At 59.4% G+C, this 15,515-nt stretch carries 10 protein-coding genes and 1 pseudogene; 5 read left to right on the top strand and 6 right to left on the bottom strand.

Annotation, left to right across the window (positions count from 1 at the left end):
- Positions 1–27 precede the first annotated feature (27 nt).
- The 4 genes from bufB to MPRO_RS10640 all read left to right on the top strand — a co-directional run bounded on the left by bufB (position 28) and on the right by MPRO_RS10640 (position 4,295).
- The gene (gene bufB, locus MPRO_RS10655; protein ID WP_082708643.1) at positions 28–921 is read left to right on the top strand and encodes an MNIO family bufferin maturase; all 894 of its coding nucleotides are present in this window, start codon (positions 28–30) and stop codon (positions 919–921) included.
- Positions 918–1,724 (top strand): HvfC/BufC N-terminal domain-containing protein, encoded by an 807-nt coding sequence (locus tag MPRO_RS10650; RefSeq protein ID WP_067291662.1) that lies wholly within the window; start codon positions 918–920, stop codon positions 1,722–1,724. The genes bufB and MPRO_RS10650 overlap by 4 nt, the downstream gene beginning before the upstream one ends.
- Positions 1,721–3,298 carry an FMN-binding glutamate synthase family protein gene (locus MPRO_RS10645; protein ID WP_245635074.1) on the top strand — a complete coding sequence of 526 codons (1,578 nt, stop codon included), beginning with the start codon at positions 1,721–1,723 and terminating at the stop codon, positions 3,296–3,298. Before MPRO_RS10650 ends, MPRO_RS10645 begins: the two co-directional genes overlap by 4 nt.
- 76 nt (positions 3,299–3,374) lie before the next feature.
- Positions 3,375–4,295, top strand: a complete 921-nt coding sequence (locus MPRO_RS10640) for a YeeE/YedE thiosulfate transporter family protein (RefSeq protein ID WP_067291659.1) — start codon at positions 3,375–3,377, stop codon at positions 4,293–4,295.
- Positions 4,296–5,201: 906 nt separating this feature from the next.
- Here the strand turns inward: MPRO_RS10640 and gcvA are convergent.
- The 5 genes and pseudogenes from gcvA to MPRO_RS10620 form a co-directional block, all read right to left on the bottom strand.
- Positions 5,202–6,125 carry a transcriptional regulator GcvA gene (gene gcvA / locus MPRO_RS10635; protein ID WP_067291656.1) on the bottom strand — a complete coding sequence of 308 codons (924 nt, stop codon included), beginning with the start codon at positions 6,123–6,125 and terminating at the stop codon, positions 5,202–5,204.
- Between the two features lie 402 nt (positions 6,126–6,527).
- Positions 6,528–6,692 (bottom strand): annotated as a pseudogene (locus MPRO_RS26325) (methylmalonate-semialdehyde dehydrogenase (CoA acylating)); the annotation flags it as partial.
- Between the two features lie 44 nt (positions 6,693–6,736).
- Positions 6,737–8,227, bottom strand: coding sequence for a CoA-acylating methylmalonate-semialdehyde dehydrogenase (locus MPRO_RS10630; protein WP_067291654.1), 1,491 nt, complete (start codon positions 8,225–8,227; stop codon positions 6,737–6,739).
- 82 nt (positions 8,228–8,309) lie between these two features.
- Positions 8,310–9,467 carry an iron-containing alcohol dehydrogenase gene (locus MPRO_RS10625; RefSeq protein ID WP_067291650.1) on the bottom strand — a complete coding sequence of 386 codons (1,158 nt, stop codon included), beginning with the start codon at positions 9,465–9,467 and terminating at the stop codon, positions 8,310–8,312.
- A 101-nt stretch (positions 9,468–9,568) separates the two neighbouring features.
- On the bottom strand, positions 9,569–11,188 hold the full coding sequence (locus MPRO_RS10620; RefSeq protein WP_216821286.1) for a BCCT family transporter: 1,620 nt from the start codon (positions 11,186–11,188) through the stop codon (positions 9,569–9,571).
- 684 nt (positions 11,189–11,872) lie between these two features.
- Here MPRO_RS10620 and MPRO_RS10615 point away from each other — a divergent pair.
- Positions 11,873–14,386 (top strand): CoA transferase, encoded by a 2,514-nt coding sequence (locus MPRO_RS10615; RefSeq protein WP_067291647.1) that lies wholly within the window; start codon positions 11,873–11,875, stop codon positions 14,384–14,386.
- 142 nt (positions 14,387–14,528) lie between these two features.
- On the opposite strand, the gene MPRO_RS10610 is transcribed toward MPRO_RS10615, so the two are convergent.
- Positions 14,529–15,293, bottom strand: coding sequence for an IclR family transcriptional regulator (locus MPRO_RS10610; protein WP_067291644.1), 765 nt, complete (start codon positions 15,291–15,293; stop codon positions 14,529–14,531).
- Between the last annotated feature and the right edge of the window lie 222 nt (positions 15,294–15,515).

The following is a 15,515-nucleotide window of genomic DNA, read 5'->3' as shown; positions in this document are numbered from 1 at the left end:
CCTCAATACTGCATAAGGAGGCGCCAGATGAACGGTCTGATGCCCAACCAGAGTACAGCTGTCTCCAGTCGGGCGATTCCGACCGAAGCCGGCATAGGCCTGCGAGGTCCCCATATGGAGGCGCTGCTGCAAAGCCTTCCCGCTGTCGGCTGGCTCGAAGCCCACTCAGAGAATTATTTCGGCGGCTCCGGGGTTCCGCTTTATTACCTGCTGCGAGCCCGTGAGCACTACCCGGTCAGCCTGCACGGCGTGGGGCTATCCCTGGGTTCAACCGATCCGCTGTGCAGGTCTCATTTGGCACGGCTGCGAGACTTGGTAGACCAGGTGCAGCCGGGCCTGGTGTCGGAACACCTGAGCTGGGGGTCGGTATCCGACATCCATTTCAACGACCTGCTGCCCCTGCCCTACACCGAGGAAGCGCTGGATCATTTCTGCCTGCGGGTCCATCAGGTACAGGAGGCCCTGGGCCGTACTCTGCTGATTGAGAACCCTTCCAGCTACCTGCGTTATCGTCACTCGACCATAGCGGAGTGGGAGTTTCTGAACGCTATCTGCCAGCGCACCGGTGCCTTGCTGCTGCTGGATATCAACAATGTCTTTGTCAGCGCCTTCAATCACGGATTCGATGCCCAAACCTACCTCAGGGCAATTCCGGCCACTCAGGTGGCGGAGATTCATCTGGCAGGCCATAGCCTGAAACAGTTCGAGGACGGCGCGCTGCGGATCGACGACCATGCCTCACCGGTCTGTGAGGACGTCTGGGCACTTTACCGGCAGTCCCTGCAGTGGCTTGGGCCCAAACCGACCCTGATCGAATGGGATGCAGAGCTGCCGCCCCTGCCGGAGCTGGTCGATCAGGCCCGGATTGCCCAGGACTGCCTGGATAACCTCTCGCCCCCCGATAGAGGTATCCGCTCATGAGCGCCCTGAATCGGCTGCAACGCGCCTTTGCCGAGGACCTCTGGGGCGCTGAGCTGCGGCACTTGCAGGGCCTGATTATGGATGGCCGCCTGCCCGCCGCCCGGCTGCTGCAGATCTACCGCAATAATTTCAGCATTTCTCTGGAGGAAGCCCTGGAGGCGGATTATCCGGTACTGAAACGGCTGGTGGGTACGGAGTTTTTCCAGTTTCTGGCAGACCACTACCTGAGGGCTCATCCCTCAAGATGCGGCGATCTGTTGCAGTTCGGCGACCGAATGCCTGCGTTTATTGCCGGCTTCAAGCCAGCGGCAGGCCTGCCGTATCTGACCGATGTTGCACGCCTGGAGTGGGCCTGCCACGAGGTTGTCCATGCTCCCGATAACAAGACAATCGATATTCAGACACTGGCACTGATGTCTCCCGGGGCACTGGCACAGTTGCGCTTTCGCCTGGGGCCGGCCTGTCGACTTGTGGACTCAATCTTTCCCATTTATCACATCTGGCAATGCAACCAGGCGGAGGTCGAGGACCCGCAGACCGTCCACCTGAACAGCGGCGCTGAATCGGTACTGGTGATACGCCCTCAGCTGAGAGTTCAGCTTTGGTCATTGCAGCCCGGCGCCAGCTTGTTATTGCAGCAACTGTCGCGGGGGGCGCCCCTCGGGCATGCGGTCGAGCAGGTACTGGCCAGCGACCCAAGATTCGATCTGCAACCCCTTGTGTCCCACTATCTTGCGGCCGGCGTTTTGGTGCCGCTGAATTCCAAGTCAGACCGGCCTTCACCGGCAGGAGCTCAATCATGATGTCCCGCGAAACCTTCGACCTTGTGCATAGCGTACTGTCCACCCTCGCCTACGCGTTCGTGTTCCTGGTCGGCCTGACCTTGCTGGCGCTTTGCCTGGTGTACCTGCTCGACATCAGCCAGACCAAGCAGGCTCTACGACGCAACTATCCGGTAGTTGCGCACTTTCGCTACGCCTTCGAGCACCTGGGCGGCTTTTTCCGGCAATACTTTTTCGCCATGGACCGGGAAGAAATGCCGTTCAACCGCGCCCAGCGCAGCTGGGTGTACCGGGCTGCCAAGAATCTCGACACTACTCAGGCGTTTGGCTCCACCCGGGATATTCACCAGCCGGGGGCACTGATATTCGTCAACTGCCCCTTTCCTACCCTGGGCATTGATGCAACCCCCGTGAGCAGCCTCATTGTCGGCGCCGACTGCCCCCAGCCATTCACCGCCAGTTCCCTGTTCAACATCTCCGGCATGAGTTACGGCGCACTGTCCAAACCCGCAGTGCAGGCCCTGTCCCGCGGAGCAAAACTGGCAGGCTGCTGGCTCAACACCGGTGAGGGCGGGCTCTCCCCCTGGCACCTGGAGAGCGGCTGCGATCTGGTGTTCCAGATAGGTACGGCCAAGTACGGTGTACGCGATGCGCAGGGCAACCTGTGCGACGCCCGCCTGCGAGAGGTCGCCGCCCATGCCCAGGTCCGCATGTTCGAAATCAAGTTGTCCCAGGGTGCAAAGCCTGGCAAGGGCGGCATACTGCCGGGCGCCAAGGTCAGCGCCGAAATTGCCAGCATCCGCGGCATAGCCGTCGGCAAAGACTCCATCAGCCCCAACCGTCACCCGGATATCAACAACGTGGACGATCTGCTCGACATGATCGCCAGAATACGGCGTGTCACCGGCAAGCCGGTGGGATTCAAGTGCGTACTGGGGGCCTACGGCTGGCTCGATGCATTGTTTGCGAGGATCCGGCAGCTAGGTATGGACTCGGCTCCGGACTTCATCACCCTCGACAGCGCCGACGGCGGCACAGGCGCTGCGCCCACCAGCCTGATGGACTACATGGGACTGAGCATCCGCGAAAGCCTGCCCATGCTGGTGGACCGTCTGCAGAGCCACGGCCTGAAGTCACGCATCAGAGTGATCGCTTCGGGCAAGCTGATCAATCCGGCAGAAGTCGCCTGGGCCCTGTGTCTGGGAGCTGATTTCGTGGTCTCGGCGCGGGGCTTTATGATGGCCCTGGGCTGCATCCAGGCGCTGCAGTGCAATCGAAATACCTGCCCTACAGGTATAACAACGCACAACCCCCGCCTGCAGAAAGGCCTCAACCCGGACCACAAGGCGGAGCGTGTACATCACTACGTTCACAACCTGGTGCATGAAGTCGCCGTGATCGCCCATGCCTGTGGCGTCAAAGAGCCCCGCGAATTGCAGCGCTATCACTGTCACCAGGTCATGCAAGGGGGGCGCAGCAGCCCCCTGAGCGAACTGTTTCCACTACCGGCGCCGCCAGCCGCAGCAGAAATGATACCGCTGAGGGAGCTAGCCCTGGGTGATGAACTCGCTGAAAACCAACACCCCCACAGGTAGCAAAGGCTGGCCTGTGCAGTCCCCGCCCGGATCAGTCGGCACTATCTCCGGGCTTCACACCTGAGAGGATATAACCATGCTGTTGCTGACAGGTGCAGTGTTACTGGTCGCTATTCTGGGATATATGACGCAAACCACGGGGCTGTGCATGGTGCGCGGTGTCAGGGAATGGTCCCAGGGCCGCCCCGAGGTGATGCTGTCGATCCTTTGCTGCGGCGTGCTGGTATGGGCCGTCGCTGTGGCTTCCCAGCACCTTGGGACTGCGATCCCTTTTCTCGTGTTCGAGCCGGGGCCCTGGTTTGCCGTTGGCGGACTCTTGTTCGGACTGGGTACGGCGCTCAACCAGGGTTGCAGTATCTCCACCCTGAGCCGACTGGCCAGCGGAGAACTGCAGATGCTGACCACTCCCCTGGGCTGGGTCGCAGGCTGGTGTACCCTGGCCTATTGGCAGCCGAACCTGGAGGTCACGATGCTGCCGGGGCCGGGGCCCGGTGCCTTCGCAATTCTGGCGGCCATGACCTGCGCACTGGCGCTTTGGGCGTTACTGGGTAACCCGCTGCGCAGAAACCTCTGGCTCGGCATGATGGGAATCGGCCTGCTGTCCGGGATTTTGTTTTTGTACGAACCGGGGTGGTCCCCCAGCGGCCTGCTGCAGGATCAGGTTGCGGCACTGATGGATCCGGACGGGCGTCAGACTCCCAGGCTAGCTCGATACGCGCTGGTACTGGCCCTGTTGTTCGGCATGTCTGTGGCCGCCCGCCGCCTGAATAAACTGCAGCTGCGGCCAGCCAGCACAGGCCCGCTATTGCTGCACTTTATCGCCGGTACTCTGATGGGCATAGGCGCGGCGCTGGCGATGGGCGGCAACGATTCCCAATTGTTGCTGGCTCTGCCTGCGCTCTCGCCGGCAGGCTTTCTGACCGTCGGCTGCATACTGGCAGGTATCAGAATGGGCCTGTTTATGCTGGACCAGACACAACAGCGCGAGACCGCCTAGAGCATTTTCACGAAACACTTACCTGTCGATCAAGGTTGCTGTGAGTGCATCCTTACTTCGAGGTGGCCGGATATGGGTCGATGTAAGTTGAAAGTGCGCTAGCAGCGCGGAAGCTCCGCTGATTTTTTCGAGCCCGTATTTCGCCTGTCGGCGACACACTTTCTTTGCTCGTGCAAAGAAAGTGTGCAAAGAAAGTACAGCCCCCATCAGCCGGCCTTCGGCTGCACTGCGCGCCGGAATGATGTCCCGGACGCCGCTAAGGGGACATCCATGTCCCCAATCGGCGGCTCGGCAGTCCCTGCCTCACCCCTTCGGGTCTGATCGGAACATAATCCCGGTGCTCGTCGGCTGCTGAAGGGGATGGGAGCCGTTCTGCCATATCGGTGGGGTCCCCAAGTCTGGAATTAGAGCATTTTCACGAAACACTTATCTGTCGATCGAGGTTGCTTTGAGTGCTTCCTTGCTTCGGGGCCGGATATGGGCCAAGGTAAGATGAACATGCTCTAGTTGCCTACTGTCACCGAAACATCAGAGCGGCTCTTGTTCCCCCTTGTGAAGCCGGCGAGCACTGAGGTCATGCGGCGAATTGGCCCGAAGGGGCGCAACAGGGACTGTTGCGCCTCCGATGAGGTACAAGGATGTACCTTCAGCGGAGCCCGCCGCAGGAGCTCAGAGCGCAGCGAAAAGGCGTCATTGGGGCGTGCTTTCTTTGGTTACTTTCTTTGCACGAGCAAAGAAAGTAACGCGCCAGCAAGGCGCAACACGCACCATCAAACCGCTCCGATACCCCAGCCTGCACAGGCTCCAACACGGTCATCTTAATCTCGTCTCAACTATCGCAATGGGTCGAGGTAAGTTGAAAGTACTCTAGCTGCAAAGCCTCCGGTACCTGAAGGCTCGACCCATTCAGCCAGCCTTGTCTTTAGCTACACTGGCCTCGGAGGCCTGCTGCGCCTCGCTCACGATCCAGCTGCGAAACGCCTCGGCATGGGGGTGCAGGTACTGGTGCGACGGATAGGTCAGATGGAAAGACTCCAGGGTTGTCACCCGCTGCGGGAAAGGTGCAATCAGGCGGCCACTATCGATCATCTCCGCCACCAGAGAGCTGCGCCCCAGGGCAATGCCATGGCCGCGTGTGGCCATTTCCAGCGCAGAAATCAGCGTATCGAACTGAATACCAGGGGTGGTATCCGCCTGCCCGAATCCGGTCTGATTCAGCCAGTAACTCCAGCCTTCCTTGTAGCCGATCACGTGCAGCAGCGTCTGTTCGGACAGATCCAGCGGTGACAGCGGCGGCGCCTTGGCATCCAGCAGCTGCGGACTGCAGACAGGCACCAGTTCATCCCAGGTCAGGCGGTCGGCGCTAAGGCCCGGCCATACCCCTTCGCCATAACGGATCTCCAGATCCGCATCCCACTTGGTTTCGTCGACCCAGATATTACTGCTGAAACGCAGCCCGACGTCGGGGTGCAAAGCGCGAAAACGCTCCAGTCTTGGCGCCAGCCAGAGGGTGAAAAAAACCAGATTAACCTTGATGGTAAGCGACTTGGCGCGCCCCTGACCGAAGATTTCATCGGTCACGGCGGCCAGACGCTCGATGGAATCCCGCACCGGCGGCAGATAAGCGCGACCGGAGTCCGTTAACTCAAGCCCGCGCGGCAAACGCTTGAACAGCGCCATGCCCAGCTGGCCTTCAAGTCCCTTGACCTGCTGGCTGATGGCCGCCTGGGTAAGGTTCAATTCGGCCGCCGCCAGGGTGAAACTGAGGTGACGAGCAGAGGCCTCGAAGGACCTCAGCCAGTTCAGCGGCGGCAGTCGTTTTTTGTTCATGGGCAGTGCTCTGAAGTCTTCTTGTTTTGCGCCTGAGTGTTACTGAAAACAGCCACCAATACTATCCTCGATACGACGCCCGCAACGCCGTACACCCCGGGCCAGGGCGACCCGGGGTGTAGCATTGCATTGGCGTCAAACGCATGGCCCGTTAGACGAACTCAGGACGGGAAGGCAAACTGCGCCCCTTCGCGTACGCCGGCGGACGGCCAGCGCGTGGCTTAACAGCATGGTTTTGCGCCTGGTGTAAAGCGCACCGCATCCAAACCATCCTTCACCTCAGGACGGAAACGCGAACTGCGCACCTTCACGCACACCGGCACTCGGCCAGCGCGTGGCTTAACAGCATGGTCTTGCGCCTGGTGTAAAAGCGCCACCGGCGGCGGCGCTATCTATTTCACCTCAGGACGGGAAGGCAAACTGCGCGCCTTCGCGTACACCGGCGGACGGCCAGCGCTGGGTGATAGTCTTGCGCTTAGTGTAAAAGCGCACCGCATCCGGGGCCCTGCCGTTCTCTAAAGAGGCATGCAGGTCCCCAAACAGGGAGCGCTTCCAGCCACCGAAGCTGTCAGTTAGAAAGCGCCACCGGCGGCGGCGCTATCAATTACACATCAGGACGGGAAGGCAAACTGCGCCCCTTCGCGTACACCGGCGGAGGGCCAGCGCTGGGTGATAGTCTTGCGCTTAGTGTAAAAGCGCACGGCATCGGGACCATAAGCATGCAGGTCCCCAAACAGGGAGCGCTTCCAGCCGCCGAAGCTATGGTAAGCCACCGGCACCGGCAGCGGTACGTTGATACCCACCATGCCCACCTGGATATTATCGCTGAAGTAGCGTGCCGCCTCGCCGTCTCGGGTAAAGATACAGGTGCCGTTGCCGTATTCATGGGCATTAATCAGATCCATGGCTTCCTGCATGCTGTTAACGCGCATCACCTGCAGTACCGGGCCGAAGATTTCCTCCTGATAACTCTGCATGTCCGGCGTAACCTGATCGATCAGGGTGCCGCCGACAAAGAATCCATTCTCGTAACCTGGCACTGTGACATCACGCCCATCAACAACGATTTTGGCACCCTGGGCTTCGGCGCTGTTGATATAGCCGACGACCTTTTCCTGGTGCTGGCGGCTAATCACCGGACCGAAATCATTGCTGCTGTCGTTACAGGCCCCAACCTTGAGCTTGGCCATGGCAACACGCATTTTTTCAATCAGGCTGTCGGCTGCAGCATCACCCACGGCGACCGCTACCGACAGCGCCATGCAGCGCTCACCGGAGGAACCGAAGGCCGCACCCAGAAGCTGATTCACGGCATTATCCATATCCGCATCGGGCATAACGATGGCGTGGTTTTTGGCGCCGCCCAGTGCCTGGCAGCGCTTGCCATGCGCCGTAGCCGTGGCATATATATACTCGGCAATGGGCGTTGAGCCGACAAAGCTCACCGCCTTGACCCGGCTATCCGTCAACAGCGTATCCACCGCTTCCTTGTCACCATTGACCACATTCAGCACGCCATCCGGCAAGCCGGCTTCCTGCAGCAGCTGGGCAATATAGAGAGTCGAGGACGGGTCACGCTCCGACGGCTTGAGCACAAAGCAGTTACCGCACACCAGTGCCATGGGCATCATCCACAGCGGCACCATCACCGGGAAGTTGAACGGCGTAATGCCGGCCACTACACCCAGGGGCTGGAACTCGCTCCAGGAATCAATATTGGGGCCTACGTTCTTGCTGTGTTCACCCTTGAGCAGTTCAGGTGCGCCACAGGCATATTCAACATTTTCGATGCCGCGCTGCAGCTCGCCCAGGGCGTCATGGCTGATCTTGCCGTGCTCTTCACCGATCAGGGCCGCAATCTTGTCGGCGTTCTGCTCCAGCAACTCCTTGAAGCGGAACATGACGCGCGCACGCTTGAGCGGCGGCGTATCACGCCATGCCGGAAAGGCCGCCTCGGCTGCGGCTATGGCCTGCTCAGTGGTTTCCCGCGATGCCAGCACCAGCTCACGGCTGGCCTCGCCTGTCGCCGGATTAAATATGGCCTGGCGGCGCTTATCGTCTGCCAGCATCTGGCCGTTGATCAAATGTCCCAGTGTTTGCATTATTCCTGCCCTCAAGGTTAAGCCCGCGGCGCCCAGGGGCGCGCAACGGATGTCGTTAATTGGAATGGGGTATTCGGCGGGCTTACCAGAGCTGCTGGTACAGCTCGGTAATTTCAGCCAGGTTCGGCACCCTTGGATTGTTGCCCGGCGAACCGGATGCCAGCGCCTGCTCCGCCATCACCGGCAGCAGGTCGAAGAAAGCCTGCCGATCGATGCCAAACTGCGCCGGACTGGGTACCCGCAGCTCGTCATTCAGGGCGTGCAGTTCATCCAGCAGTTTCTGATTCGCCTGGGCGTCGCTGTCCTGCAAGGTGGCGATGCCCATGGCCCTGGCGCAATCGGCATAGCGTTCGGGCGCGGCCGGAATAGACCAGGCCGTGACGCAGGGCAGCAGCATGGCGTTTGATAATCCGTGGGGCACATGAAAGGCAGCGCCTATGGGTCGGCTCATGCCGTGCACCAGTGCCACTGAGGCGTTGGAGAATGCCACTCCGGCCAGAGTCGAGCCCAGCATCATGGCTTCGCGCGCTTCGCGGTCGCCGCCATTGTGATAGGCCCGACGCAGATTGGGGGCCAGCAGGCTCATGGCCGCCAGTGCCTGGCTGTCGGAGTACAGGCTGGCCTTCTTGCTGACATAGGCTTCAATGGCATGGGTAAGCGCATCAATACCGGTATCCGCCGTGGTGCGCGGCGGTACGCTCAAGGTCAGGTTGTAATCGATCAGGGCCGCCAGCGGCATAAAGCCGATACCGACACAGAGCATTTTCTCGTCGCTGGTTTCATCGGTAATGATGGTGACCCGGGTGACTTCAGAGCCAGTGCCTGCGGTTGTAGGTACGGCGATAATGGGCAGTCCGGCTTCCAGCACTATGCGCGGGAACTTGTAGTCACGCATCTGGCCGCCGTGTTTGGCCAGTATCGCAATGGCCTTGGCGCTGTCGATGGGGCTACCGCCGCCCAGGGCGATGATGCAGTCATAGTCGCCGTTGCGGGCCTGCTCAACGCCGGCCTGAATGGAGGCTACCGTGGGTTCCGGCACCGTATTGTCGAATACATCGGCATAGATGCCGTGGGCACTGAGGCTGCTCTGGATGCGGCTGGCATAGCCCAGCTCCACCATCATCTTGTCCGTTACAATCAGGGGCCTGGAACAGGTCAGGCTGGTGAGGATGTTGGGGATCTCTTCGCTGGCGCCGGCGCCGACCTGCAGGATGCGCGGCAGTATTATTTGAGTAGACATGGCGACTCCAAATTCTAGGATCAGGGCGTCGCAAGGCCGTACAGCGCGAACGCTGCACTCTGGTGGCCTTGCGAAGGGTTAAAAGGATTCTGCTTTAGTACTCAGCGCACAGCGGCCGCGGGCTCTTCACTACCAGGCAGTTCTACCCTGCGGTGCAGCGCGCTGTGCCTGGCAATGGATGCCGCGGCTTTCTCTTCACGCAGTGACTTGAGCAGACCATAGATGGCCAGCAACAGCACCACCGAGAAAGGCAAGGCCGCGACTATAGAGGCGGTTTGCAGCGCCTGGAGCCCGCCTGCGAACAGCAACACGGCCGCGACTGCACCTATTGCCAATCCCCAGAACACCCGGTACCGGGCCGGCGGGTTGTCGTTCCCCATGCACACCAAAGTGCAGATCACCAGGGTGGCGGAGTCCGCCGAGGTCACAAAGTAAGTCACCAGCATCACCACACAGACAATGGTCATCAGCAGCGTCACCAGGGATCCCATGTGCATCAGCTCCATGGTTTTGAACAGCGAACTGGTTACATCTTCATTCACCGCAGCCACCAGACCACCCTCACCGAAAAGCTCGATATACATGGCGGTATTGCCGAACACCGTGATCCAGAAGGCTGCCAGCACAGGGGGCGCAACCAGCACACCCAGTACGAATTCGCGCAACGTGCGCCCCCTGGATATACGGGCAATGAAGATGCCGCAAAAGGGTGCCCAGGCAATCCACCAGCCCCAGTAAAAAATGGTCCACCAGCCCTGCCACTGCCCCTTGGGATCAGGATCCACCCAGAAACCGAGTTCAACGGCGTGCACCAGGTAGTCACCGGTGTTGGTGACGAAGGCGCCCAGCAGATAGGCGGTGGGCCCAAAGACGAGAAAGCAGCCCAGAATCAGCACCGTCAGATGCATGTTCCACTCGCTTAGTATGCGAATGCCCTTGTTGATGCCCGACAGCACCGAAGCCGTGGCGATCACCGAAATCACCGCAATCAGAATCACCTGGTTGCTGATCGATACCTCAATATCCAGCAGCTGCGCCAGGCCTGCATTCATCTGCTGAGCGCCAAGGCCCAGGGATGTCGCTATGCCAAAGACTGTGCCGAATACCGCCAGCAGGTCCGCTGCGTGGCCAACGGGGCCATAGATCTTTTCGCCAAAGATCGGATAAAGGCTGGAGCGAATCGACAGCGGCAATCCCTTGCGGTAGGCAAAGTAGGCCAGCGCCAGCCCGGTAACGGCAAAGAGTCCCCAGCCATGCAGGCCCCAGTGGAAGATGGACACACGCATCGCCACCTGGGCGCCTGCGACCGTGCCCTGCTGCGCCTCGGTGATAAAGGGCGTGCCCTGCAGATGATAGATAGGTTCGGCAATACTCCAGAACAGGATACCAATACCAATACCTGCGCCGAATAGCATGGAAAACCAGGAAAAGTTGCTGAACTCCGGCCTATCGCTGTCCTTGCCCAGGCGGATATCACCGTAACGGCTGAAAATCAGCCAGACGGATAGAAACAGGCAGAAACTCACGACGCCGATGTAGTACCAGGCCAGATCCGAGGCGATAAAGCTTTTGGCGCCGTTGAACAAAGTGGCCGCGTATTCGGCATTCATGACCGTAAACAGGACAAAGGCCAGCACCAGTACGGCGGCGCCCACCACCATGACCGGATGACCCGCCGCCGGCGCTCTGCTATGCGGGATTGCAGAATCTACGCTGCTCATAAGACACCCCTGGGCAAGCGGCGAGAGACCGCGAAGTCGGAAACCTGGCCGTTGTTAACCGCGCCATGCACCACCGGCATGTCGTTGTTGTATTTATTATTCATGGTGAAGGTCTTCTTTATTATTTAATTCGATTTTAAATTATCGAATCAGGTTTGATTAATACGGCAACTCATCTTATGCATAAAAATAGTTACATTTTTTACTACCCGAAACCTTTTCGAAAAGCATTAACTGAAACAGATTAAATACCCATAGTGAGCTGCCATCACCGACACGAGGGCCATTGTCAGGATTCGGAGCAATTTTTAAAAGCAATATAAAAACACCCTGAGACCACAAAAAATTTATGGCAGGCTTGGCAAAGCAATCTGCCCGAAACGCCCATATACGTAGAAAACCTGCATAACGATGGCGGACATTCTGCACGACAAGTTCCGGAATGAGCGTTCACAAACACTTATAAAAAAAACGAGGCCTCAGGGTCATTTTTTATTGCTGGTGAACGGGACTGCAGATTTTTAGTATTCGAACCGTAGCAAGGCAGCATTCATTTAATCTAAATATTCCGCCTGACTGATTTCCAGCCAGACTCTTTTAGAATATTAAAAACAAATTTACTTAAACCCGAATACCGGCCCAGAAAAAAGCCAGGTAATTTCCTCTCGCTAAGGATGAATAGACATGCACAATAATAATCAACTGCCACTGGCGGGTGTTCGTGTCATTGACTTCGGCCAGCAGATTGCAGGCCCCGCGGTTGCCATGACACTGGGAGATCTGGGCGCCACTGTTGTGCATATAGACCCTCCCGGCGGGCCTCAGTGGGATCATCCGGCCAATGCCGTGCTGAACCGCAACAAGAGCTGCCTGCAGCTGGATTTGAAAACCGGCAGCGGGCTGGAACAGGCACTGGCGCTGATTGCACAGGCTGATATTGTCATCGAGAGCTTCAGGCCCGGCGTCATGCAGCGCCTGGGGGTCGACTTTGCCCAGCTGCGCGAAGCACGACCGGAACTGATCACCCTTTCGGTACCCGGTTTTGCCAGCAACGATACATTGCGCCGCGAGTGGAAAGCCAGCGAGACAGTGGTTGCCGCCACCGCCGGCGCCTTCACCGACATGGGTTTTAACCGCGTACTGCTGGGCCTGAATCCAAGCTTCTCGCCGCTGCCTTTGGGCTCTGCCTATGCCACCACTCTGGCGGCGGCGTCCGTTGTCCTGGCGCTGCAGGCTCGCGAGCGCAGCGGCCGCGGCGATGCCATCGAAGTGCCGGTCATTTCCGCCCTGATGGAGGGGCTGTCGTACAACTCCTACGTGATCGAAGGCCTGCCCGAGCGCTACAAGACCATGCGCGAGCTGGAAATCGAGTACCGCAAGGCCAACAACATTGCCATGGATCTGAGCTACGACGATCTGCAGGAATACCTGGATCCCTTCTACCGCACCTACCTGTGCGCGGACGGCCGCATGTTCTATTGCGTCTGCCCGTCGCACCGCAACCATGCCAAGCGCGCCCTGACAGTATTGGGCATCTATGACGAACTGGTCGCCGAAGGCTTGCCCGAAGTGCAGGATCTGCATGCCCCGATCAGCCAGTGGGACGGCGAGACCTCCATCGGCGTCTACCCGCTGCCCAAGAAATGGGCCAATATAATCTCCGCCAAAATGAAGCAGGCCTTCCTGACCAAAACCTCCGAGGAATGGGGACAGATCTTCGGCGAAGGCCAGATTCCCGGTGCACCCCACCGCACGACTCAAGAGTGGGTCAACCATGAACACACCAACGCCGCCGGCCTGATTGTTGAGGTCATGGATCCCGAATACGGCCTGATGAAGCAGCCAGGACCCTTCGCCTGGCTGGAAGAAAACGCAGCGCAGATGGTCAAGCCGCGTCCACGCAGAAATGTCAGCTTCGAGCAGGCCCTGGCCGAGCTGCATGCAGTGGCGAGCGCAGAAACCCTGACCCGCCCGGTCGGCAGCGCCATCGCGCCCGCCACCAATACCGGCTGGCTCGAGGGCTTTCGTGTGCTCGACCTGACCAACGTCATCGCCGGTCCCCACTCCACCGCCTTCCTGGCCCGATTTGGCGCCGAGGTGATCAAGCTTGATCCGGTCAAGCCGCTGTACGACCCGCTGATCGGCACTCTGTTCACCTTCCAGACCGGCATGGGCAAGCAAAGTGCGCTGGTCGATATCATGAGTGACGAAGGCCGCGAGGTGTTCAACCGCCTGGTGCGCTCGGTCGACATGGTGGTCATCAATGCGCCGGAACGTCAGCTCAAGGCCCTGGGGCTGGACAACGACAGCCTGCAGGCGGTGAACCCCGGCGTACTCTTCTGCCGTCTGGACTGCCTCGGCGGCCCGCTGCCCGGACCCAAGAGCAATTACATTGGCTACGATGACATCATCCAGGCCCACAGCGGCATCATGAGCCGTTTCGGTGGCCCCCAGACGCCGGAAGAGCACGCCCACCTCGGCACCCTGGACGTCAACTGCGGCTTCGCCGCGGGCCTGGGCATGGCAGTATCGATTTACCACAAGCTCAGAACCGGCCAGCCGACCCGCTCACGCACCTCGCTGTCGGCCATCACTAACCTGGCGCAGCTGTCGTTTGCCTTTGACTACGAGGGGCGTGCACCCTTCAACGAGCCCTCAGGCCGCGAAGTACTGGGCCATAATGCCCTGTCGCACTTCTACCAGGCCGCCGATGGCTGGATCTACCTCGACTCGAAGGACTCTGAGCTGGCACGACTGGAACAGATTGAAGGCCTGACCGGCATAGGCAATGCAACGAACATCGGCGAATTTCTGAAGACGGCGCTGCAAGCCGCACCTGCCGCCTACTGGGCAGACATGCTGCAGACGGCCGACATCGCCGCCGCGGTTCCGCAGTCCATTGAGTCCCTGCGCGAGCAGTACAGCCGTGACGGTGATGGTAGCGTGGGCATCGATAAGGGCAGCTTCGCCTTCTCGATCCACCGCGATCATCCCAGTGGCCACTGCCTGACCCAGATCGACCACCTGGCGATCCGCCCAAGCGAGGCCAGCATCAAGGCCGCCAGCCTGCCGGAGCGCTGGGGTCATTCCACTCGGGAAGTGCTGGCCGCTGCCGGCTACAGCGCAGACGAAATCGAGTCGATGCTTGAGCGCAACATTGCCAGCCTCGGCTGGGCCAGTGAGTACCTGCCAAGCTAAAGCACCCAACCCAGCAACCGCAGGCGGGCTCCCGCTCGCCTGCGCCCTTCCAAGCCTTGCCATCAGGTTGCCAGCCCTGCAGGCTGCGGTTCAACCTGCCCCCCAGGCCGTCGCACAAGCCATCAAGCAAGACCCGAAGCAATCAGACGATGCGGGACGATAGCTGGCGCGCGGCCTGCACCAGGTTCTTCGAATAGGTTCGCGCATCCTGCGCATTCAAAAGTTCGCCATTAATGGCAGCACTAATCGCCGCAACCGGCTCGTTTCTCAGGTTCAGGATGGGGGCTGCAATGCAGCTGACCTGGCTGTCGATCTCGCCGTGGGTCACCGCATAGCCCAGACGCTTGGCGCGGGAAAGGTCATCGCCTATCTGCGGCAGACTTTGTTCGATAGCCGGGTTGGTTCTCTCCTCCCCCTTAAAATAGCTGCGCTGAAAGTCATCCGAACGCATGGACAGAATGGCCTTTCCGGCCGCCGCCTGGTGCAACGGCATGGTCTGGCCGATATGAATATTGAACGCATTGTTCAGCGAGGATTCCACCTTGGAAACCACCACAACCTTGTTGCCCACCGGTACGCAGAGAAAGATCGACTTGTGAATTTCGTTCTTGAGAATCTCGGCAATGGGATAGAAGAACGGAATAATGCTTTGCTTGTTGTAGATGGTGGAGGCGATCTGAAATATGCGCGAGCCGATGCAGTAGGATTTCTTGCGGCTCGGGTCCAGCGCCACCAGCTGGTGATCCAGCAGTGCATTGATAATGCGATGTCCGCTGGCGGCAGCAATACCGGTCTGCTCGCAGATCTCGGACAACGCCAGGGGATAGGCCGAAGACGCCAGCAGGTCCAGGATCAGCACACTGCTGTCGATCGCCGGAGCCTTGGATTTTTCTTTAATCGGTACCATCTCCACCCCTGATTTTCATATATAGAATAAAACGGCCGAATATGGCCGTTATTGCTGCCTGGCGCTCGCCGAGTGCCATCTGACAGCCAGGCGTGCCCGCGTCGCTGAAAAATTTTCATTTGCCCGCAATCGGGCAGCCAGTGCCATCAATCCCCTGCGCGCGCTTTATTCAAGCCTGCGTGAACACTACCTGATAACGAAGGCCCGGTTCAAACGCTGCGG

This window comes from Marinobacterium profundum, from assembly GCF_001528745.1.
Taxonomy (GTDB): Bacteria; Pseudomonadota; Gammaproteobacteria; order Pseudomonadales; family Balneatricaceae; genus Marinobacterium_A; species Marinobacterium_A profundum.
Note: the sequence above shows the minus strand (reverse complement) of the source record. Positions and strands in the feature narration are given on the sequence as shown.

Coding starts and splice junctions, on each gene's coding strand:
- bufB (WP_082708643.1), top strand. CDS start 28: ATGAACGGTCTGATGCCCAACCAGAGTACAGCTGTCTCCAGTCGGGCG.
- MPRO_RS10650 (WP_067291662.1), top strand. CDS start 918: ATGAGCGCCCTGAATCGGCTGCAACGCGCCTTTGCCGAGGACCTCTGG.
- MPRO_RS10645 (WP_245635074.1), top strand. CDS start 1,721: ATGATGTCCCGCGAAACCTTCGACCTTGTGCATAGCGTACTGTCCACC.
- MPRO_RS10640 (WP_067291659.1), top strand. CDS start 3,375: ATGCTGTTGCTGACAGGTGCAGTGTTACTGGTCGCTATTCTGGGATAT.
- gcvA (WP_067291656.1), bottom strand. CDS start 6,125: ATGAACAAAAAACGACTGCCGCCGCTGAACTGGCTGAGGTCCTTCGAG.
- MPRO_RS10630 (WP_067291654.1), bottom strand. CDS start 8,227: ATGCAAACACTGGGACATTTGATCAACGGCCAGATGCTGGCAGACGAT.
- MPRO_RS10625 (WP_067291650.1), bottom strand. CDS start 9,467: ATGTCTACTCAAATAATACTGCCGCGCATCCTGCAGGTCGGCGCCGGC.
- MPRO_RS10620 (WP_216821286.1), bottom strand. CDS start 11,188: ATGAGCAGCGTAGATTCTGCAATCCCGCATAGCAGAGCGCCGGCGGCG.
- MPRO_RS10615 (WP_067291647.1), top strand. CDS start 11,873: ATGCACAATAATAATCAACTGCCACTGGCGGGTGTTCGTGTCATTGAC.
- MPRO_RS10610 (WP_067291644.1), bottom strand. CDS start 15,293: ATGGTACCGATTAAAGAAAAATCCAAGGCTCCGGCGATCGACAGCAGT.